This is a genomic window from Sphingobium sp. B12D2B, from assembly GCF_025961775.1.
In the GTDB taxonomy this organism is placed as follows: Bacteria; Pseudomonadota; Alphaproteobacteria; order Sphingomonadales; family Sphingomonadaceae; genus Sphingobium.
Map to the genome: position 1 here is coordinate 3,263,005 of NZ_JAOQOH010000001.1, position 22,294 is coordinate 3,285,298.

16 protein-coding genes are annotated in these 22,294 nt (G+C 62.5%); 11 read left to right on the forward strand and 5 right to left on the reverse strand.

Annotation, left to right across the window (positions count from 1 at the left end):
• Positions 1–11 precede the first annotated feature (11 nt).
• Positions 12–2,573, reverse strand: coding sequence for a TonB-dependent receptor (locus tag M2335_RS15315; protein WP_264595243.1), 2,562 nt, complete (start codon positions 2,571–2,573; stop codon positions 12–14).
• A 197-nt stretch (positions 2,574–2,770) separates the two neighbouring features.
• Here M2335_RS15315 and M2335_RS15320 point away from each other — a divergent pair, with 197 nt between their 5' ends.
• On the forward strand, positions 2,771–3,826 hold the full coding sequence (locus M2335_RS15320) for a mandelate racemase/muconate lactonizing enzyme family protein (RefSeq protein ID WP_264595244.1): 1,056 nt from the start codon (positions 2,771–2,773) through the stop codon (positions 3,824–3,826).
• Between the two features lie 15 nt (positions 3,827–3,841).
• Here the strand turns inward: M2335_RS15320 and M2335_RS15325 are convergent, their stop codons facing one another.
• The 3 genes from M2335_RS15325 to M2335_RS15335 all read right to left on the reverse strand — a co-directional run bounded on the left by M2335_RS15325 (position 3,842) and on the right by M2335_RS15335 (position 6,028).
• On the reverse strand, positions 3,842–4,558 hold the full coding sequence (locus tag M2335_RS15325; protein ID WP_264595245.1) for a ThuA domain-containing protein: 717 nt from the start codon (positions 4,556–4,558) through the stop codon (positions 3,842–3,844).
• Complete coding sequence (locus M2335_RS15330; protein ID WP_181560673.1) at positions 4,558–5,586, reverse strand: 6-bladed beta-propeller; 1,029 nt, start codon at positions 5,584–5,586, stop codon at positions 4,558–4,560. Before M2335_RS15330 ends, M2335_RS15325 begins: the two co-directional genes overlap by 1 nt.
• Before the next feature lie 142 nt (positions 5,587–5,728).
• Positions 5,729–6,028, reverse strand: a complete 300-nt coding sequence (locus M2335_RS15335) for an antibiotic biosynthesis monooxygenase family protein (RefSeq protein ID WP_181560674.1) — start codon at positions 6,026–6,028, stop codon at positions 5,729–5,731.
• A gap of 260 nt (positions 6,029–6,288) precedes the next feature.
• Between M2335_RS15335 and M2335_RS15340 the strand changes: the two genes are divergently transcribed.
• The 10 genes from M2335_RS15340 (at position 6,289) to M2335_RS15385 (ending at position 19,061) form a co-directional block, all read left to right on the forward strand.
• A complete protein-coding gene (locus M2335_RS15340) occupies positions 6,289–7,419 on the forward strand; it encodes an iron-containing alcohol dehydrogenase (RefSeq protein WP_264595246.1) in 1,131 nt (376 codons plus the stop codon).
• A gap of 50 nt (positions 7,420–7,469) precedes the next feature.
• On the forward strand, positions 7,470–8,867 hold the full coding sequence (locus tag M2335_RS15345; protein ID WP_264595247.1) for a spinster family MFS transporter: 1,398 nt from the start codon (positions 7,470–7,472) through the stop codon (positions 8,865–8,867).
• Positions 8,868–8,905: 38 nt separating this feature from the next.
• Positions 8,906–9,814, forward strand: a complete 909-nt coding sequence (locus M2335_RS15350) for an amidohydrolase family protein (protein WP_264595248.1) — start codon at positions 8,906–8,908, stop codon at positions 9,812–9,814.
• 4 nt (positions 9,815–9,818) lie between these two features.
• Positions 9,819–11,183 carry a hypothetical protein gene (locus M2335_RS15355; RefSeq protein WP_264595249.1) on the forward strand — a complete coding sequence of 455 codons (1,365 nt, stop codon included), beginning with the start codon at positions 9,819–9,821 and terminating at the stop codon, positions 11,181–11,183.
• Positions 11,184–11,200: 17 nt separating this feature from the next.
• On the forward strand, positions 11,201–11,470 hold the full coding sequence (locus tag M2335_RS15360; RefSeq protein ID WP_264595250.1) for a hypothetical protein: 270 nt from the start codon (positions 11,201–11,203) through the stop codon (positions 11,468–11,470).
• A 59-nt stretch (positions 11,471–11,529) separates the two neighbouring features.
• A complete protein-coding gene (locus tag M2335_RS15365; RefSeq protein WP_264595251.1) occupies positions 11,530–12,732 on the forward strand; it encodes an isopenicillin N synthase family dioxygenase in 1,203 nt (400 codons plus the stop codon).
• 484 nt (positions 12,733–13,216) lie between these two features.
• Positions 13,217–14,137 carry a helix-turn-helix transcriptional regulator gene (locus M2335_RS15370; protein ID WP_264595252.1) on the forward strand — a complete coding sequence of 307 codons (921 nt, stop codon included), beginning with the start codon at positions 13,217–13,219 and terminating at the stop codon, positions 14,135–14,137.
• Between the two features lie 120 nt (positions 14,138–14,257).
• On the forward strand, positions 14,258–16,369 hold the full coding sequence (locus M2335_RS15375) for a TonB-dependent receptor (protein WP_264595253.1): 2,112 nt from the start codon (positions 14,258–14,260) through the stop codon (positions 16,367–16,369).
• Positions 16,370–16,409: 40 nt separating this feature from the next.
• The gene (locus tag M2335_RS15380) at positions 16,410–17,567 is read left to right on the forward strand and encodes a 12-oxophytodienoate reductase (RefSeq protein ID WP_264595254.1); all 1,158 of its coding nucleotides are present in this window, start codon (positions 16,410–16,412) and stop codon (positions 17,565–17,567) included.
• A 48-nt stretch (positions 17,568–17,615) separates the two neighbouring features.
• On the forward strand, positions 17,616–19,061 hold the full coding sequence (locus M2335_RS15385) for a spinster family MFS transporter (protein ID WP_264595255.1): 1,446 nt from the start codon (positions 17,616–17,618) through the stop codon (positions 19,059–19,061).
• Here M2335_RS15385 and M2335_RS15390 read toward each other — a convergent pair.
• On the reverse strand, positions 19,046–22,294 hold the full coding sequence (locus tag M2335_RS15390; protein ID WP_264595256.1) for an efflux RND transporter permease subunit: 3,249 nt from the start codon (positions 22,292–22,294) through the stop codon (positions 19,046–19,048). The two genes, M2335_RS15385 and M2335_RS15390, sit on opposite strands and share 16 nt — an antisense overlap.

Here is a 22,294-nt window from a genome sequence, read left to right on the forward strand (position 1 = left end):
TGCGCGTTGAATTAGAAAGTCTTGCTGACCTTGAGGTACCACTCCCGCGGCGCGGCAGGCTGGCCTTGGCTGCTGGCGAAACCGATGCTGCTGTAGATGAAGTAGTTGCGATAATAGGCCTTATTGGTGAGGTTCGTCGCACCCAGCGAGACCGACAGGCCAAGATCGTCATTCTGGTACGTCAGGCGTCCGTTGAAGGTCGAATAGGCCTTCTGGAAATAGGCGGGATCGACCGCATCAAACGGAATGCTGCCGGTGTAGAACCAGTCCAGTCGCGGGGTGACCGAGCCGGCCAGCGACGCGACGGGCACGCGGTATTCGATCCCCGCATTGGCCGTCCATTCGGGAATGCCGATTCCCACTGCGGTCAGGCGATTGGTGATGCGACCCGGCGCATTCAGATCCGGCGATGTGAACTGCGAATAGCCAAGCGACCCGTTGATCAGCAGGCCCTCGACCGGCCTCGCCTCCAGTTCCAGCTCGAAGCCCTTGGCCTTGCCCGGCAGGTTCACGAAGAATGTCCGGCCAATGCACTGCACACCCTGACCGGCTGAAGCCTCCGCAGGGGTGCGGGCACGACAGGTGGTAATGCCATTGCCATTAGCGACATCGGGAATGACGATCTGTGTGCCCGGCAATGGGCCACCGTTGGTGCCGATCTGCGCTTCCTGCCCGCTCAGGCCGAAGATGCGCGTCTTGTAATCGGTGTAGAAGGCCACCGCGTTCAGGCGCACCCGTCGGTCGAGAAACTCGGTCTTGATGCCGAGTTCATAGGCCTGCGTGCGATCGCCGGGATATTGCTGATTCTGCGAAGGCTGCAGCGGCCGCCCATTGAAGCCAGGGGCTTGCGAGCCGGTGGCCGCCGACACATACGCGATGGTCTGGGCATTGAGTTCATAGGTGAGCCCGGCCTTCCAGTCGAAGCGGCTCTCCTCGGGTTTGACATTGAACGTCAGGTTCTGGGAGAAGTTCGGATTGCCCGGATCGCGATCGTCCAGATTGGAATAATGCACGTCCTTCGCATCCTTCGAGTAGCGGCCGCCCAACACGACGGACAGGCGCTCGAACGGACGCACAGTGACATTTGCGAACACCGCCTTGCTGGTGGGCTCGTAGGTCGTGTTCTGATATTTGAGGAAACCGTTCCACGGTGAGTAGGTGACGGCCCGATTGCGGCCATCGGCATCGAACAGGAAGACACCGGCAACCCAATCCAGCCACTGGTGGCGCCCGGAAAGCCGGGCTTCCGCACTGATATATCGGGAGGTGATCGTCGCCAGCGTGTGTTCCTGCACCAACGGCGAGCCATCGGTATCGAACGCATGCGTGTCGCTGAAATTGCGATAGCCAAGGATGCCGGTGAATTCGATATCGCTCGTCAGGTCGATGGACAGCTTGCCGGAAACGCCCCAGTTCACGACATCCACGCGCGGGCTGTAGCAGACCCCGCCATGATTGGGATTGCCGTTGTAGAAGGTGCTGCCGGCAACCACCGTACCGGCGCCAACCGGATCGCAATAGGTCGCATAAGTGGAGAAGCGGTTGCCGGTCAGAAACCTGTTATCATAGGCCACGCCCAGCAGGTTGGCCTGCCCGACCCAGGACGCGCGCGTCGCGGCGCGAGAGGCATTGGTCGCGATCAGAGTATCGGCGACATTCTCCGACTGATCCTGGATATAATCGGCGGACAGAGTGAAGCGGATGCCGTCGCTCGGCTGGAATTTCAACGCGCCTCGCACCGCGCGCACGTCTTCGCCACCCAGCGTCCCGACCTGACAATCATCGGGCCGGTTGTTGGGAGAAGAGGCCAGCGTCTGGTCGACATAGGGGATGCGTCCCGCCAGCTGCGGCGTGCCATTGGCCTCCATCTGACACCGGAAATCAAGCCGCTTCACAAATCCGTCGCGCTTCTTGGAGAGAACGGAGAGCGACATGCCGAGCTTGTCCGCCACGATCGGCAGGTTGATCCCGGCGCGGAAATCGCGGCGCTTGTAAGCGCCGACCGTGACGTCCACGAAGCCGGAGGCCTCGGTAAGGCTGGGCTGCTTGCTGACGAGAACGACGCCACCGGCGAGCGCGTTGCGCCCGAACAGCGTGCCCTGCGGGCCGCGCAACACCTCGACATGCTCCAGATCGAGCAAGTCGAAATTGGCGCCGAGCAGAAGCGGATAGTAGATGTCGTCGATATAGAAAGCGACGGCGGCCTCACCGGCCAGGCTCGTATCGCGCGAACCGATGCCGCGAATATAGGTCGTTACCCCCGGGCCGAAGGCACCCTGCGCCCGCGAGAAGGTGGCGTTGGGCACGACCTGCGAAATCTCCGCTGCCGACTGGATACCGCGTGTGGCGAGCGTGTCGCCCGTGACGGCGGTGATCGCAATCGGCGTATCCTGCACATTGGTCTGCTGCCGGGTGGCGGTCACGACGATATCGGAAAGGCCATTCCCCGCCGTGCTGGCCCGATCGGTTGTGCCTTGGGTCTGCTGCGCCTGCGCCGCTGCGCCGGCGCTCACCGTCGCAAGCAACATGCCGGTCAACATCATCCCCGCCTTCTTGCTAATAGCCTTCCGCATTTCACCCTCCTGAACCCCGCTTTTCTTTGCCTCGGGACCTAAACCATATGAGGTGGGCCTGCGCGCACTTATCCGTTTCGGAAGTTTGCCTTGCGGATTGGCCGGGACAGTCGGCTCTTTATTGCCCGCGCCCCATCGGCGATGCAGACAGGCGCCCGAACTCTGGGCACGGTGCCGGGGTCGAACGGGAGAGCGGCATGAAGATCACCGGCGGCAAGGTGATGGGTGCGACGGTCAATTTCGAAGGCGTGATGGCGGGAACGCACATCGTGGTGCGCCTGATGACCGACCAAGGCATCGAGGGCATCGGCTCTGTCAGCCGGGTGAACCCGCGCACGCTCAAGCCCCTCATTCTGCTGATCGAAGCGATGGTCGAGAGCCTCATAGGGCATGAGGCGGAGGTCGAACCCATTCACGACCGGCTCACACGCCCCCTCCTCGGCGCGCCAGTCAGCGGGCTGGAGTTGCGCGCCGCCAGCGCAATCGATGTCGCCCTTTGGGACATCAAGGGAAAGGCGGTCGGTCAGCCGGTCTGGAAACTGATGGGCGGGTTTCGCAACCGGTTGCCCGTGTCCGCCAATTGGGGACTGATGCCCGGGCCGCCCAAGGACGCGCTCGCCGCCCACATCGCCGACCTCCTTGGCCGGGGGTTTCGAGCGATCAAATGTCCGGTCGGCTTTGCCCCGCTGGCGACGGCAATCGAGCATGTCCACTTCGTGCGGTCATGCGCCGGGCCGGACGTGCGCATCATCGTCGATGGCAATTTTCAGTGGACAGCCAAGCAGGCGCTGCATTTCGCGCGCGAGACGGAGGCTGACGATCTCTATTGGATCGAAGACCCCGTCGCCTATCATGATTATGACGACATGGCCTTCGTGCGGGCCAACACGAGGCAGGCGATCTGCGCCGGCGAAGTGTTCCAGCACCCCCACGAATTTCGCGCCCTGATGGAGAAGCGCGGCAGCGATTATGTGATGATTGATCAGGACCTCGGGCTGACGGGCTTCCTCAAGGTCGCCCATATGGCGCAGGCCTACGGACTGCCCGTGGTGAACCATCTCGCGCCTGAAACACTGAGCCATGCAATCGCCGCCGTCCCAAATGGATTGATCGTAGGTCTTGTCCCTTGGGCGCAACCGCTGTTCCGCGAGAAACTGCAGATCGAGGATGGCGATCTGATCCTGTCCAATCGGCCCGGCCTCGGGCTAAGCTTGGATGAGGATGTGCTGGAGCGGAACGGCCCCGGCGCCTGAAGCACCAGCTCTGCTCTAGGCGAAAGGACGCCGCCGCGCGGCCCACTCCACGCCGCGCTGGATCAACGTCTTGAACACGGGGTCCTGCCAAGGGCCGCGATGATCGGGCTGGTCGGGCCGATCCGCAAAGGGTTTGTCATAGGGGCGATTGGCGTGCCCCAGAGCCAGATACAGCAGGCCACCCTCGCCGACATGGCGCCGATACATCAACGGCCAATTCTTGGTTTCCATCATGCGCCCGCAAAAGGCCTCGCCGCCCCAGTGGCATTGCAACAGAACCTCGATATCATCGCGCACCGTCTCGACGCAGTAGAGCTCGTCGTCGATCTCGAAGGGCGCAATCCCCTCGAGCAGCGGGTCTTCCGGACGAGCGGTGTCTACCCGGAACCGCTGAAAGGGCGGGTGCGTTATGAACCGCGTGCCCATGATCTGCGGCACAATCTGATTGTCCCCCACCGAATTGCTGGCATGGAGCGCGAACCAGCGTCCACCGCGCTCCAGAAAGGCCCGCATGGCGCTCGACGCCGCTTCCGAGACCGGCACTTGCGAGGTGTAGCTGACAACCATGTCGCAGCGCGCCCATGCATCCACATTCTCATAATCGATGAAGCAATCGGTGCGAATGCCATCTGCATCGTAAAGTGCCTGCGCCAGGTTGATCCGGGCATAATCGAAATCATGATTGCGATGGGGGCTTCCGCAAACGAGGTTGGCGATCAGCGGCAGGGGCATCAGCGATCGACCCTGCGGAACTTCTGGATCTGGTGATCGATGCACGCCTCGCGCGCGATGCGATTGAAGCCGGAGCCAAAGGAGACCGAAACCTCGGCCACATAGAGGCTGCCTTGCGAATCGAGCGCCAGGGCGTGCGGCGCGATAAAGTTGCCCGGGGCCGAGCGGGCGTTGGAATCGGCGCCCCATCGCGCGACGATATTGCCCTGCGGCGCAAACACCGTCACGCGGCCGGGCAGATCCCTGTCCGCAAAGCCATGCGTGAAAGACCCTTGGCCGGCTTCCATCGGCCGCCAGAGTTCGGAGACGTAAATCAGCCCCTCGTCGTCCACCACGACGTCCGTCGGGCGCAGCACGTCATCCCAGATGGCGATGAACTTGCCGGAGCGGTCGAAGAACTGCAGGCGATCATTCTCGCGGTCGCAGACGATCACATTTTCCTGACGATCGAGCGCGATGCCGTGGGGGAGATGAAATTCGCCCGGGCCGGTCCCCACCTCGCCCCAACTGTTGAGCAGTTCGCCTTTGGGCGAGAAATGATGAATGCGCGCATTGCCATATCCGTCCGCGACGAACATGTCCTTGTTCTGCGCGATGCACACATTGCAGCAGCAGTTGAAGCCATCCGCAGAGCGCTCCACATATTCATTATGATGGATCTGCGGCTTCCGGCCTTTGATCGAGCCATAGCCGGTATCGCTGACCTTGCGCGGTTCGCCCAGCATCCACTGGAAGTTCCCCTCCAGGTCGAACACCCGCACCACGCTGTCCTGATCGTCGGTGCAGTAGACCAGATCGTCATGGATGGTGATGCCATGGGCGCGATTGAACACGCCATCGCCCCATTTGTAGAGGAAGTTGCCGTCTGAATCATACACCATCACCCGCTCTCCCTTGCGGGTGTGGAGGAAGACCCTGTCCCGGGAATCGCAAGCGACGCCGGCTACGTCCTCGTGGCTGAATTCATCACCGGCAGGACATTTTTCCCAATTGGGCACGACTTCGAATGTGATTGAGCCAGTGGACATGGTTTCTTCCTGTGTGGGCCGTCCGCACGGAGCAAGGCGGCCTGAAAGGGGGAGGACAGGACCGCAACCTAGGAAGCACTCCCCGGAGCCACTTGCCCGGGCCGGAAAATGATGCTGCCCCTCGCGGTATGCGGCGGCGAGATCAGAAAAAGCGGCCGACCGTCTGGCTATGCTCCACAAAGGGCGGTTCGACGAAATAAGGGCCGGCGAGTGCCCGCCACTGGAGGAAGCCGTCGGACTCCCGGAAGCCGACCATATGGTCTTCGACGCTGTCCCATTCCACGCGCAGGCGATAACGGGCCGGGTCTTCGATCACCCGCTCAAGTGTCATGCTGTGTGAGCCCTTGGCGGCCCGCAAAATAGCCGCCGCCTGTGCCACGGCCAGCTCGAAAGCCTCCGCCTTCGCCGGATCGATGGTGAGATGTGCGATTTCGGTGATCATGATCTTCTCTGTCGACGTTGCTGCCAGCAGCCATGACTGCCCATGGCCACCGGCCCGCGCTTATCCGTCGCGGAAGTTCGCTGTGCCTTTCTACGCCGGACGCCTGGTTTGCAGGAGGCCTACAGGCGGGGTGCCAGACATACCGCGACGGGCATCTGCAACTTCCGACCAGGGTAAGTGCCGCCCGGCGGGTCATGTCATCCCGATCCTGCAAAATCACCGTCAGGAACGCGCCGACCATGATTCCCCAGCAGATCAGCATGAAACAGGTGGCGCTCCTCCATTTCGGGCCGGATGTGTCGGCGCGGTTGGTCGATGATCTTCTCAAGATCGGTTCGAAGTCTGCCCTTATCGTGACGACGCCACCGGTACGCGACGCCGCGGAGCGGGTCGCCGGCCCCTTGCGGGCGCAAGGCTTGCGCACCGAAATCTGGTGCGACAGCGGCAGCGAGCCATCCGTAAGCGACTTCGAGGCCTTGCTGGCGATAGCCCAAAGTCGGGCCGCAGATGCCGTCATCGGCATCGGCGGCGGCAGCTCGATGGATCTTGCGAAACTCGCCGCCGCCCTGCTGGATGGCCGCCAGACGATCGCGGATGTTCAGCGCGACGGCCTGTCTGGCCCGCGCAGATGCTGGCTCGCGTGCATCCCGACCACCGCCGGCACCGGCAGCGAGGTTTCGCCCATTGCCATCCTGCTGGATGAGAATGACCTGCTCAAGAAGGGCGTGGTGAGCGAGCATCTGGTGCCGGATGCCGCCTATATCGACCCGATGCTCACGAAGTCGATGCCGCCCGCCGTCACCGCCGCAACCGGGCTGGACGCGCTGACTCATTGCATTGAAGCCTATGCCAACCGCTTTGCCCATCCGGTGATCGATACCTTTGCTTTGGAAGGCGTGCGGCTGGTCTTCCGCAGTTTGCTGAACGCCGTGCGCAATGGCAGCGATGTGCAAGCGCGGACGGACATGGCGCGGGCCAGCTTCTATGGGGGCCTATGCCTTGGCCCGGTGAACACGGCCGCGGTTCATGCGCTGGCTTATCCGCTCGGCGGTGAGTTCCATGTCGCCCACGGCGTGTCGAACGCCATCCTTCTGCCACACGTCCTTGCCTTCAACCTGCCCGCAGCGGAGGCACGCTATGCCGACATCGCGATGGCGGCTGGCGCGGATGGCAACGGAACGACGGCCGAGATCGCGCGCGCAGGGCTGCGTTTAATCGAAGGATTGTGCCGCGATTGCGGCGTGCCCATGCGCCTCTCCGACCATGGCGTGCCGGCCGATGCGCTGGACCGGATGACGGATGGCGCAATGACCGTCACCCGCTTGCTGGACCGCAATGTGCGCCCTGTCGAATGGCGTGACGCGCGCCAGATCTACGACGCTGCATTCTGAATCGACATGCGGATAGAAGATAGAAAACAACCGGCTTTGGGAGACGATTTTTGACTGTCCATCACAATGCGCATGATCCTGGCGTTTCCCAAGCAACCGCTGGTCCCACGCTTGGCGCGCCGGCAGATGACACGGACATGCCGACCCGCGGGCAGGCGCATTATTCGCTCTTCGTGCTGACGGTCGTCGTCCTGTTCACGGTCGTGGATCGTCAGGTTCTCGCATTGCTGATCCTGCCCGTGCAGCGCGATTTCGGTATTTCCGATACGCAGGCGGCTCTGTTGCTGGGCGCGGCCTTTTCGCTGACCTATGCGGTCGCCGGCCTGCCCATCGCCCGCATCGCGGACACCCGCAACCGCCGTAACATCGTCGCCGCCTGCATCGCCTTCTGGAGCGGCGCCACGATGCTATGTGGGGTCGCGCAGAATTACACGCACCTCTTCCTCGCGCGCATGGGCATCGGCGCCGGAGAGTCGGGCTACGGCCCGGCGACCTGGTCGATCGTGACGGACTCCTACCCACGGGAAAAGGTGGCCTTTGGAACCGGTGTGCTGTCTATCGGCGCGACGGTCGGCACGGGGCTTGCGCTCTTCATGGGCGGCGCGGTGCTCGCGATGGTCGAGCACTTCCCGACGGTCAGCCTGCCCTTCGGCGGCACGATCCGCCCCTGGCAGTGGGCCTTCATCATCGTCGGCGCGCCGGGCCTCATCTGGGCGCTCGTCGTGCTGACCACCAAGGAGCCGGCACGGCGCGGACTGAAAGGCCGTAAGCTCAAGAGCGTTCCGGTGAAGGATGTCGCGCGCTTCATGCGCGATGACTGGCGCGTCTATCTCGCCGCGATCGGCGGCCTCGCCATGAAGCTGCTGATGGTGATGGGCATCTCGCAGTGGATGCCGACGCTCTACCATCGCGAGTTCGGCTGGGAGCTGTCCGATGTCGGCATGATCACCGGCGGGATTGCCATGGTGCTCTCGCCCATTGCCTTGCTGCTCGGCGCGCGCGTCTCGGAACGCTGGATGAAGCAGGGGCGCTCCGACGCTAATCTGCGCATCGTCTTCTACGGCCTGTGCGTGTCGGTGCCCTGCTACATCGTCGCGCCGCTGCTGCCCAATCCCTGGATAGTGCTGACGCTTCAATCGGTGGCCGTGTTCGTTTCCGCTATGGGCGCCGGCCCTGCCATCGCCGCCTTCCAGCTTGTCACGCCCAACAGCATGCGCGCGCAGGTCAGTTCGGTGAGCCAGTTCTGCACCAATGTTCTGGCCTTTGCGGTGGGCCCGCTCCTCGTCGCGATCCTGACGGACTATCTCTTCCGCGATCCGCAACTGCTCAACTACTCCATCTCGCTCAGCACTGCCCTGCTTGGCCCATTGACACTTTTGATCACCTGGCAGGGCCTCAAGCCATTCGCCCGCAGCGTCGACCGGATGGCGCTGGAGGCCGGGCAATGAGCGCGCAAGGTCAGACCCACGGAGGAGACCCCGACTGCATGGCCCCGATCGACACGCTCGAAATCATCGACGCGCAAATCCATGAGCCTTTTCCTGCAGTTCCGCTGGACGGGCCAGACATGCACCTGTTGACAAGGATGCAGATCGAACTCGCGCGCGAAGCGATGGACGCGATCGGCGTCGACCGGGCGCTCGCGGTCACCGACGACGCGTTTATCGAACTCGCCAGCACCCTCTTCCCGGGGCGCTTTCCGGGGGTCCATACCTTCTTCCCGATCGTCGACGACTTCGGCCCTGCTGTCCGCAAGGTCGCAGCCAATCCCGCCATGGTGGCAGGGCGCGCATTGGTCGGAAACTTCGCGACAGCGGAAATGCGCCCAGAGTTCGATACCGGAAAGTTCGATACCCTTTATGCGGCGGCAGAAGAGGTCGGCCTGCCCATCTTCAACTCCACCCACGGCGGATGCGCGCGCATGGCGGAGATTGCCGAACGGCATCCCACCTTGACGCTGATCATCGACCATATCGGCGTCGCGCAGCACCCCGTGTCGCCGCCCGAGACGATGTCCTGGGCGACCTTCCCCGACCTGCTCGACCTTGCTCGCTACCCCAACATTGCCGTGAAGCTCTGCGGCGCCCCGCTCCTGTCGGAAGAGTCTTACCCGTTCGAGGATCTGTGGCCGCGGCTCGACCAGTTGATTGCCGCGTTCGGCGCGGAGCGGATCATGTGGGCCAGCGATTATACGCGCTTGCGCACGGCCGATCTTCCCCGCGGTGCCCGCCCACGGCGCCGCGGACTGACCTATGCCGAGAGCCTCAACTTTCTGCTGCGGAGCGACCGGCTGAGCCTTGCGGACAAGCGCCTGATTTTCGGCGGCACTGCGACCCGCCTGCTGCGCCTGCCGCCCATCGGCACGGACTGGCCAGTGCCCGAGATGCGATGGTAGCGGCATGACCGATGCCGAGACCCTGCTGGCTCAGGTCGAAGAAGCCTGCAAGCGGCTGAAGATCGCCCAGACGACATTCGGGCGGCAGGCTGTCAACGACGGCAAGTTCGTCAGCCGCCTGCAGCAGGGCGGCCGCGTGACGCTCCAGACGGTAGAACGGGTCCACCGCTTCATCGCCGAGCAGGGCGGGCCATCGGCAGCGACGTTGCGATCGGCCATTATCGGTCGCGCCGGGATGAGCGTCGAGCACAGCTTCCGCTTCTACGACAACCGCCAGAAATATCTGATGTTCGTGAACACCTCATCGGAAAAGCAGGTGATCGCCGACCGCGCGTTGCAGCAATTGGCCCTCGCCCAGCCCCGTCCGCCCGCGATCCGCTTGTTTGATGGGGGCGCCGGCGATGGAACCGCACTTACCCGGCTTCTGCGCGGCGCGCACCGCCGTTACGCTTGGCTACCTTTCTACATCGTCGCGAAGGAAATCAGCCTCGAAAACGTGCGACTGATGCTGGAGAAAATGCCCGACAGGTTTCAGGAGCATCCGGCGACGGTGCTGGTCGTCACTAACCTGCCTTATGCCGAGGCCCCTTGGCTCAACCCGCGCAATCCTGTGGACGCCAGCCGGATGGTCTGGGAAGAAGTGCCGCTCGATGGGACCACGGCCGGCGATTTCGAGGAGGCGATCGCCGAGCTTCGGCCATTTCTGGAACGCAACTGGCGCGTGCGCCGCAGTGCCGCCACAGGGCGCCCGCTGCATGAAGTCCCCGCCGTCCTCATCCTGTACCGCCGCGACCATCGGTTCGCGCTCGACGCGGTCATTCCACGTCGGGGCCGGGCCAGTGCCGATTTCGACTTCGTACTACTGTCCCAACCCTATAGCGCGCGGGCAGAGCTATCCTTCAAGGCGGAGAAGATCGTCGCGCCGCTCGCCCGCGCGTTGCGCCTGAGCGGGCAGCTGATGGGCGTGCATTCCTTTGGTGACGATCCGGGCATGGAGTTGATTCAGACCATTTGGCCGGACGAAGCCCCCTTCGTCCACAAGCGGCAGATACTGATGGCCGCTGTCCAGGCCGAACTCGGCCGTGACGCGCGCAAATTCCAGCTTCACGATCTATCCGATGAGCGCTCGGTGTTCCGCTATGGCATCCAGACGCTGGATACCGAAATCGATCAGTCGATCGGCTCCTCCACGCTGCTCGCGGCCTGGAATGCCGCCAGCTACGTGGCGCAGATCGAAGACGACCGGCTGTCCGTGGCGATGAACAGCGATCGCTATCTCGAGGCCACCCGCCAGACGCTGCGCAAATATGGCGGGCTGTGGTTCCAGAACGAAGCCTACATCATCTCCCGTCGCGCAGACCTGGGATAGCCATGGAAAGAAGACATATGGATAATCACGCGACCTGCCCATTCTGCCACGCGCGCTGGACACAGGAGATGATTGATCAGCTCGAAAGATTTTCGAGTGCCGGCGGCTGCGCCTGTTGCAGCCTGACGCCAGACCTTGTGGCCCACCAGCCACTGGAGACGCCCAAACGCGACCTGTGCTGCGCGACTTGTGGCAAGGCGATCTACCTCGCGCCAAATCTCTTCCGTCACCATATTGAAGAGATTCAGACGCAGCTCAAATCCGATGTAAATCTCTTCTATTTCTGAATATATTTCCATCACCGGAAATATAGATTCATAATTTTCGAAAGGTGGGATTTATCCCAATGACGGTGGGAACAAATGTGGTTTACCCACCGACACGGTCGTTCAAAATCAGCACCATTGATCAGCCAACGCGATCATTGCCCGCCTGGACAATGACTACACGCTTGGCGACGCAAATGGAGAGTATGATGTTGGACGTTCTTTCAGATCTTGTGGCTGGGAAAGCCGGCGTTGACGATCAACCCGCACAGGGTGCCGATCTGCCTGACACCCTGCCGGTCGTGGACATCTCCAGACTGCAAGGCAGCGCGCGAGGCCGTGAGACGCTGATCGCACATCTGAGGAGTGTGCTGCACCGTTTCGGCTTCTTCTACCTTAAGGGTCATGGCGTCGACCCCGCGCTGTGCGCCGCAGCCCTCGCCGTCTCCAAGCAGTTCTTCGCATTGCCGGAGGAAGACAAGCTCGCCATTGAAATGATCAGATCGCCGCATTTCCGGGGCTATTGCCGGGCCGGCATGGAGCTAACAGGCGGTAAGCCCGACTGGCGCGAGCAGGTGGATTTCGACCGCGAGGAAGCCCCGCTGCCGACTGGCCCCGACACACCCGCGTGGCATCGCGCCATCGGGCCCAATCAGTGGCCCGATGCCCTGCCGGAGATGCGAGGCATCATTCTGGCCTATCAGGCTGAGGTGACGCGGGTCGGGATCGAAGTCCTCCGCGCGATCGCCCTAGCGCTCGGCCAAGACGAAGATGCCTTTGCGCCCATGTACAAGTCGGGCCCACGCCAGCATCTCAAAATCGTGCGCTATCCCGGTCGCGATCAAACCACGTCGAAACAGGGCGTCGGCGCCCATAAGGATGGCGGGCTGATCACCATCTTGCTGCAAGACGTGTTGCCGGGGCTGCAGGTCCAGCTTGAGGACGGATCGTGGATCGATGCGCCGCCCGTGCCGGGTACATTCGTCGTGAACACCGGAGAACTGCTTGAACTGGCCACCAACGGCTTCGTCCACGCGGACGTCCATTGCGCGACCTCGCCAGAGCCCGGCACGGCGCGCTATTCCATTCCGTTCTTCCTCGGCGCGAGCCACGAGGGCAGCATCCCCCTAATCGACCTTCCTCCCGAACTCCGCGCAGTCGAACGCGGGGTGAGTTCAGACCCCAGCAACCCGCTTTTTCGCGATGTCGGCATGAACCACCTCAAGGCGCGCTTGAGATCCCACCCTGATGTAGCAGCACGGTTTTACGCCGATTGTGTGTGATGCTGATGAGCGGCTCTCATTAGAGAGAAGAGCTGGCGTCGTCAGACAGAAGGATAAGGCAAGGGGCGCGAGCAGAATGCGATCTGTCTCCCACCTCGTGCCGAAGCCGCGTCAGACCGCGATTGATTCAGCCTGATTCACCCCGAGAATCCTTGCTAAACGATCTCAGATGGATCGCCTCGCAACCGCAACCCACAGCGTGCGCTTCGATTTTAACCGCCGCCGATCTCAGGCTCATGGCGCAAGCCAGCTTCATGAACCAGCGCAGGTCCTCACGGGCCGTTTCGCGCGGTGAAATGTCGGCTATGTTGAACTGTTAAAACTGAGGACAACCCGCGGGCGCGCTGTCCAAGGGTTCTCCTATGACCGGCCCACTGGGGGTCACATGTACCGGGGACCAGTCAAGCCGGGTAGGTCACGCAAAGAGCGACCCCACGCATTGACACTATGCGGAATGCGCATCGCATGACATCTTGATACCATCATGGCACAGAACATTTCAGTTTCGCCAATCAATCGGTCGTGGAACAGTGGCTTTGCCTTGTATCAGGCGGCGACATATGTCGGGACGCCACATCGGCCTGTCATCGTGGCCGCGACCACGAACAGTCAGAGCGAAATCCAGCTCTTTGACTGGCTGGTGCCCGAGCGCTTCGAGGTCATAAGCGGCGGCGGTTCCGACAATCGCGCTGCGAAATTCTGCTTCTACATCGCGAACCGTCCCACCTGGATCGGCCGAGGCGATGGCCAAATACAGGAAATCCCGGAACATAAACTCGTCGTCATCAATACGAACGATCCAATCAGGACGATCAGCCTTGGCGACACGCGGCATCTTACGCTCGTTCTGCCTCACTGGATGGTCGCGCGCCATGTTCCGGAGCCGGTTCATCTGAGCACATCAGCGACCGTCTTGCCCGATGCCAATGGGCTCGCAGCGCGCGACATCATGTTTGCGCTTCGATCATGCATTGGGTTGGCGCAGTTTCCTTCGATCAGCACGAAGCTGGTGGACGGCTTCCTTGATACTCTGCGTCCCGTCAAAGCCGATGACCATAGCCCTGGCTTGCACAAGCGCAGCGCCGATGTGCTGCGCGTTCGCGAGATCATCACACGGAATTTCAGCGATCCCGATTTTTCAGCGGCGGATATTGCGCGCGCGCTCGGGATATCCACGCGTTACCTGCACCTCATCTGTCAGGTTGAAGAGTCACCCGCCCGGATGATCCGGAATTTCCGGCTCCAACAAGCAGAGGCGCTCCTCAAATCGCCAGCCTGGCAGGATAGATCGATCACCGACATTGCGCTGGAGTGTGGCTTCAACAGCAGCAGTCAGTTCAGCACCAGCTTTCGGTCCTATGCCGGGGTTTCGCCACGGCAGTTGCGATATGGCCGCATTGCTTAGACTCAGAACCGACCCGCGCTTCCAAATTTCAAAAATCCACTGCGGAAATCGGAAAGACGGCCTGGCTGCGGCCAATTAAGCCTGCTCGCCACAAAACAACGAAATGAAGAGGGCGAGGATATGTGGAAGGGCTCTGACAGTCTGTCCGGTTTTTGCGTGCTGGCGGCCTTGGTGGCGACGCCGGGGATGGCGCAGACGGGACCGAGCGAACCATCGGCAACGATCGAGGACATTGTCGTCACTGCGCGTCGGACGGCAGAGACGTTGCAGAACGCACCTGTTGCCGTGTCGGTGATCGGCGGCGGCGCCCTCGAGCGGGCCGGCATCACCGGGTTGACGGACCTGCAGAGCCGGCTGCCCGCTGTGGAATTCCAGACAGCGACGAGCACGCCGATCGTCACCGTGCGCGGTGTTGGCACGTTCAGCACGCAGGCCGGTGTCGATTCCGCCATAGCCTATACGGTCGATGGCATCTTTCTGGCCCATCCCCAGGCATATCCCCCGGTTCTGGTCGACATCGCGCGCGTGGAGTCTCTGCGTGGACCGCAGGGCACGCTCTATGGCCGCAACTCAAATGGCGGCGCGATCAACTTCCTGACCAACGAACCGGTGCTGGGGCAAGTGCAGGCAAATATCGCGCTGACTGCGGGCAATTATGCGACCTTCGGTTCCGAGGCGATGCTGAACGTGCCCGTGGGTGAAAAGGCCGCGATCCGTTTCGCGTTCGGCTCAAACAGGCGCGATGGCTTCTACCCCGATGGGTATAGCAATGCCGCTGATTGGGTCGGGCGCGCGCGTCTAATGGTCCAGCCCAGCGATCAACTAAGGATCGTCCTGAGTGCCGACCGCTCCAAGCTGAGCAACGATGGCGCGGGTTGGGACTATTGCCCGCCCAACACCACCAGCGCTTTGTGCGCCGGCCGCTCTTTCCGCCCCTATACCGGGCTGAGCGGACGCAACCTCGCGGATTTCAATCATAGCGATAGCTGGTCGGTCTATAATCAGATTGATCTCACGCTCCCCTGGGCTACGCTCACCTCGCTCACTGGCTACCGCGACAACGACTTCCTCGCCCGGCAGACGCAGGTGCTCGGCACGTCGTCCTCAGGTTTTATCCAGGGTGTGCGCAGCAAATTGTTCACGCAGGAGCTGCGCCTCGCATCGCCTGCCCAGTCGCCTTTCAAATGGCTCCTCGGCGGCTTTTACGCACGCGAGACCGGGCCTGCTTCACAGACCTTCAATCAGGACGAAATCCCCTACTTCTCCAGCGATCCTCATCTGGTGACGACCTCGAAAGCGGTGTTCGGCGAAGTCACCGTGCCCCTCGCCTCCATGCTGCGGGTCATCGGCGGGCTGCGCTATACCGACGAGGAGAAGTCCGCGACGGGTGTGGTGCGCACCATCTCGCCGACCTCCACCACCGAACTGCCGATCCTGCAGAATTTTCGGACCCGCAAATGGACCTGGAAAGCCGGGGCAGAGCTCGATCTGGCCGAGACGTCGCTGGTCTACGCGACGGTCAGCACCGGCTTCAAATCGGGCGGCATCAATCAGGTTCCGCAATTGCCCGGCTTCACCGGCTCCTACCGACCGGAGACGATTACTGCCTATCAATTGGGGTCGAAGAACCGCCTGCTCGGCAACCGCCTCCAGATCAACGGCGAAGTCTTCTATTATGATTACAAGGATTTCCAGGCGCTGCAGGTGATCCGCGACGCCGCCATTCCCGGCTTCTTCATCCAGACGACCAATTCGCAGAAATCATCGATGTACGGCGGCGAGCTGGAGGCCGAGGTCGCCGTTTCCTCCGCGGGTCGCCTGTCGCTGGCGGCCACCTGGCTCCATGCCCGCTTTGATACCTATATCATTGGCGCGACCAACCTGTCGGGCAAGCAGATCCAGGCCGCGCCCGATTTCACGCTAGGTGGCGCCTACGAGCACCGGTTCGATTTCGACAGCGGCGCCCGCCTGACCTTCGGCATCGACAGCAAATATGTGACGGGCCATTTCGTGGCCAACAGCAACGCCCCCGGCTCCTATCAGGATGGCTATTTGCGCTCCAATGCGAGCTTGACCTTCGAAACCCCCAATCGCGCGTGGCAGATCTCGGCGTTCGTCAGGAACATTGAGGACAAGGCGCAGATCGCGGCCTTCCAGCCGTCCGCAAATGGCGACTTGGTGTTGCTCAATCCGCCGCGCACCTTCGGCGCGACGGTCAAATGGCGCTACTGATCGTGGCAGGCCAGCTATCATCGATGCGAGGCGCAACCGCATGACGGATCAGTCCTCCCTCCTCTTCGACCAGTTCACTTTGAAAGGGCGGCAACTCGCCAATCGCTTCGTCCTCCCCGGCATGCAACGCGGATGGAGCGTCGACGGCGCGCCGACCGATACGCTCACCGATTACTACGTGCGGCGCGTGAAGGGTGGCGCGGGCCTTATCATCACGGAGTCGGTCGCGGTCGATCACCCCAGCGCGACACGGTCGGCTGTTTTCAGCCGGTTGGACGAAGGCACGTTCGAGGCCTGGCGACAGTGCGTTGGGGCAGTGCGCGCTGCAGGCGGGCACATTCTCCTGCAACTCTGGCATGAGGGCGCAGTGCGCAAGGATGAGGATCTGGGAGACGGGGTGGTCGTCACGCCGACACTCAGCCCATCCGGATTGATGGCGGCGGACCGACCGCGTGGTCGGGCGGCGACGCTTGAGGACCTGGAGGAAATCAAACAGTCCTTCGTTCGCTCCGCGCTTCTCGCGCAAAAGGCTGGGGCAGACGGCATAGAACTGCACGGCGCGCACGGCTATTTTCTCGATCAGTTTCTGTGGGAGCAAACCAACCGCCGCTCGGATCGCTATGGTGGCCAGTCGCTGCCCGAGCGGGCGCGCTATCCTGCCGAAATTGCGCGAAGCGTACGTGCAGCCTGCGGGGAAGATTTTATCATCTCCTTTCGCTTTTCCCAGTGGAAGGAGATCGATCTCAAGGCGCGGATCGCCGAGACGCCAGAGGAGCTGGCGTTATTCGTCTCGCTGCTGCGGGACTCAGGAGTCGATATTCTCCACGTGTCGACGCGACGTTTCTGGGAGGCTGCCTGGCCGGAGAGCGACAAGACGCTGGCCGCTTGGGTCAGGCAACTGAGCGGACTCCCGGTAATCGCCGTGGGCAGCGTCGGCCTGAGCACCGACATCATGGAAACGGCTCAGGGCCTGGAATCGCAATCCGATGCACAGGCGAGCATCACCCTTCTAGACCAGGGTCTGCAGCGGGGCGACTTCGACCTCGTCGCTGTCGGGCGCGGGCAGATCAGCGACCCCGAATGGGTCAACAAGGTGCAGGAGCAGCGTTATGGTGACATCATCGCCTTTTCCCGCAAAGCGCTCGGCAAGCTTGATGGGGAAACGGACCATATGGAGGGTGTGCCCCCAAAGGCCTGAGCGACACATCGGCATGGCGGATATCGGGATAAGGGTTGGGACGAGGCAATGAACTCTGGCAGGCCAGCCGAATTAGCGGTGGATGAGGCGGTCGATCTGAAGGGGGGGGCCAGCCGCCCAGATGTCACGCGTGCCTCATGGATCGCGCTCTCCATCCTGCTGCTCGTCTATCTGCTCAACAATCTCGATCGGTTCATCCTCTCGATCCTCGCCCAGCCGATCAAGGAAGAGTTGCGCCTCGCGGACTGGCAGCTTGGCCTGCTCACCGGCTTTGCCTTCAGTCTCCTGTATGTCGTCGTCGGATTTCCGATGGCGCGCCTGTCCGACCGGGGAAACCGGACGTTGATCCTGTCCCTCTGCGTGGCCTTCTGGTCGATCATGACCGCGCTGTGCGGCCTCGCGACAAGTTTCGTGCAGCTTTGCCTGTTCAGAGCCGGTGTCGGTGTCGGTGAAGCGGCTTGCCTGCCCGCTTCACACTCGTTGATCAGTGATCTCTTTCCGCCGGAGGCGCGAACGCGCGCGATGTCGATCTTCGGGCTGGGCCTGCCGCTGGGCGGGTTTGCCGGCGTCGTGATCGGTGGCTTCGTCATGGACCATTGGGGATGGCGCAGCGCGATGCTGATCGTGGGTCTGCCCGGCCTGCTGGTAGCCTTGCTGACCTGGATGGTTATCAAGGAGCCCGAACGGGGCCGCTTTGAGCGGGCATCCGCGCGGACGTTGCCCAGCGCCGGGTCCCTGATCGAAGTTGCGATGGCGCTATGGAAATCGCCCATTGCTCGGAATGTGATCATTGCTCTGACGGCTGCGGGACTGGTCGGCGCGCCCAATGTCACCTTCATGGGCCCCTATATGATCCGCCGCTTCGACCTGGGCTACACGGAACTGGGCGTGATCATCGCGCTGACCTTCATGCTCGGATCGGCCATATCGACACTGGGAGGCGGGCTCATCGTCCATTGGGCATCCCGCTTTGACGACCGCTGGATCATGTGGGTGCCTGCCATCGGCGTTGCGCTCAGCGCGCCATTATATGTCGCGGCTTATGCGCAAAGCAGCTGGCAGGGCCTCGCGGCGATCCTGTTTCTCGCATCCGTCGTCAACTCGACCTATCTCGCGCCTTCCTACGCCATGCTGCACAGTACGGTCGGGCCGAACGGCCGGGCGACTGCATCGGTCATCGCGAGCTTCTGCCTCAGTCTGATCGCGATGGGTTTTGGTCCACTGCTTGCCGGCATGGGGATCGATCTGCTGGCAGCTCATCTCTTCAGCGTCCTTGAGCAAGGTGGTTTTTCGAGCGCGTGCCCCGGCGGTGCGGCCGCCGCCGGGAGCGGCCCGGAACTGGCCAGCGCATGCCGCTCCGCGACATCCCAGGCCACGCAATGGGTGATCATGGGATGCCTCGCAGCGATGGTGTGGCCCGCCTGGCATTTCTTCCTTGCGGCGCGTCACATGACCATTCGGACCACCTCAAATGCACATCATTCGCGCGTCTGACTAACCGGCTTTGACAAGAGCGGGTGACGCTTGTCCGAGGTCATCGGATGACCGCGCCGCCGGACAGCGCGTTGTCCAAAGCGGGCATAGAGTGTCGGAAGAACGAACAGTGTCAGCAGCGTTGCGGATGTCAGGCCGCCGATCACCACGGTCGCCAGCGGCTTCTGGACCTCGGCTCCGGAGCCGCTGGCAAACGCCATGGGCACAAAGCCCAGGCTTGCGACCAGCGCAGTCATGGCGACCGGCCGCAGGCGTTGGATCGCGCCTGTTCGTGCTGCCTCGGCGCGGCTCATGCCCTTGCCGATCAGATCCTGAATGCAGCTGACCATGACCAGCCCGTTCAACACCGCGATTCCCGACAGCGCGATGAACCCCACCGCCGCCGAGATCGAGAAGTCCATCCCGCGCAGGAAGAGCAGCAACACGCCGCCGACGAGCGCGAAGGGCACGCCGGTAAACACGATCGCCGCGTCCCGAACATTGCCGAGCGCACCGTAGAGCAGCAACAGGATGATGACGAAGCAGCCCGGCACGACAAGTTTCAGCCGCTCGCTTGCCGAAGCGAGATTCTCGAACTGCCCGCCCCACTCGAGATAACTGCCCGCAGGCAAGCGCACCTCGTTCGCAATCGCTGCCTGAGCGTCTGCAACGACACTGCCCACATCGCGGCCCCGGACGTTGGCCTGGACAACGACGCGGCGTTTGCCGTTCTCGCGGCTGATCTGGTTTGGCCCGTCGACCACCGCAATCGTCGCCACACTCGACAGGGGGACATAGGCGCCCCCAGCGACCGGCACCTGAATCTGGGCCAGTGCGCCAAGGTCGGCACGTTGGGCCTCGGAAAGGCGGATGACCACCGGGAAGCGTCGATCACCCTCGAAGATCATGCCTGACGTGCGGCCGCCGATCGTGGCGGTGATGGTGTCCTGCACGTCCTGCGCCGTCACGCCGAGCCGCGCCATCGCATCGCGATTGACGCGGATGTCGAGCATCGGCAGGCCCGTTGTCTGCTCGACCTTTACGTCGGTCGCGCCTTCCGTCCTCCGCAGAACCGAAGCGACCTGCTCGGCTACCCGGTTCATCGATGCGAAATCGTCACCGAAAACCTTGACCGCGACATCGCCGCGGACGCCGGCAATCAGCTCGTTAAAGCGCATCTGGATGGGCTGAGTGATCTCATAGGCGTTTCCGGGAATCTTCCCCAACTCGCCTTCCAGACGCTCCACGAGTTCCGCCTTGGTCACGCGGGGATCGGGCCACTCGTCTTGTGGCTTGAGGATCACGAACATGTCCGTGGCATTGGGCGGCATCGGGTCGGATGCCAGTTCCGCCGTGCCTGTCTTGGAGAAGACGAACTTCACCTCCTTTTGACGCGACATCATCTGCTCGAGCGGCGCCTGCATCGCCTGGCTTTGCTGGACCGATGTCGCAGGGATCCGCAGGGCCTGGATCAGGATGTCGCCTTCATCGAGCTGCGGCAGGAACACCTGCCCCAACGAGAGGAATGCCGCCGCCGCGATCGCAAGGCTTCCAAGCGCCGCTCCGATGGTGAACGAAGGCATCTTCATCGCCCGATCGAGGCCCGGTTCGTACCGCGCCTTCAACCAGGAGATGATCCGGCCATCCTTTTCCTCAACCTTCTTGGAAAGCCAGATCGCGATCATCGCCGGCACGAAGGTCAACGACAGGATGAAGGCGAAGGCGAGCGCGATGATGACCGTGAGCGCCATCGGCACGAAGGTCTTGCCTTCCACCCCGGTGAGCGTGAGCAGTGGCACGTAGACCAGAATGATGATCGCCTGACCGTACACAGAGGGACGGATCATTTCGCGCGCGGCGCTCGCAACATTGCCGAGCCGCTCCTGCACTGTGAGCAGGCGCCCCTCATGATGCTGTTGTTCGGCAATACGCCTGAGCGCATTCTCAACGATGATGACGGCGCCATCGACGATAAGGCCGAAGTCGAGCGCGCCAAGGCTCATCAGATTGGCTGAGACGCCGACGCGCAGCATTCCGAAACCGGTCAGCACCATCGTGATCGGGATGACCAGCGCTGCGATCAGGGCCGCCCGGAAGTTGCCGAGCAACAGGAACAGGATGACGATGACCAGAAGCGCGCCTTCGCTGAGATTCTTTGCGACCGTCTTGATCGTTGAGTTCACGAGGACCGTCCGATCCAGCACCGGCTGAATGACGACGTCGGGGGGCAGGGATGCGTTGATCTCCTGCAGCCTGTCGGCAACCGCGGTCGCCACGGTGCGACTGTTTTCACCGATCCGCATGATCGCCGTGCCAACCACCACTTCGGTGCCGTTCTCCGAGGCTGATCCCATCCGAACCGCCTGTCCGGTCTGCACCGTGGCGACCTGATCAAGCGTGATCGGCACGCCTTCGCGGGTGGCGATGACTGTCCGCGCCAATTCCGCTTCGTTGCGGATCAGCGCGTCCGATATGACCGCGAGACCTTCGCCCCCGCGATTGACGAACCCGCCCCCGACGCTGGAGTTGTTGCGCTCGAGCGCCGTGCCGAGGTCGGTCAGGGTTAGCCCCATTGATGCCAGTTTCTGGACATTGGGCACGACGAGATATTGTTTGGCGTAGCCGCCGATCGAATCGATGCCGGCGACGCCGGGCACGTTCTTGAGGAGCGGCGTGACGATCCAGTCCTGCGTGGTGCGCAGATAGGTGGCCTTATCGGCCTCGCTCGTCAGCCGTTGCCCTTCGGGCGTGATGTAGCTGCCGTCTGGCTGCTGGCCAGGCTCGCCGGGCCGATGCTTGTCGTCCGCCCGATGGTCGAGCCGGACGGTCCACATATAAACCTCGCCAAGCCCCGTCGCGATCGGCCCCATTTCAGGGCTGACGCCGCCGGGCAGGCTCTCTTTCACGCTTTCAAGGCGTTCGCCGACCTGTTGACGCGCGAAATAGATGTCGGTTGCGTCGGTGAACACGGCCGTGACCTGGGCAAAGCCATTGCGGCTCAGCGAACGGGTGTACTCAAGACCCGGAATACCGGCGAGCGCCGTTTCGATCGGAAACGACACCTGCTTCTCGACCAGTTCAGGCGAGAGCGCGGGCGCACGGACGTTGATCTGCACCTGATTGTTGGTGATGTCCGGCACGGCGTCGATCGGCAGGCGGGACAAAGAAAAGGCGCCTATGACGGCGGCGACGGCGGTGAGAGCGAGGACAAGCCATCGCTGCTCCACCGCCCATGTGACGATGCGGGCGATCAT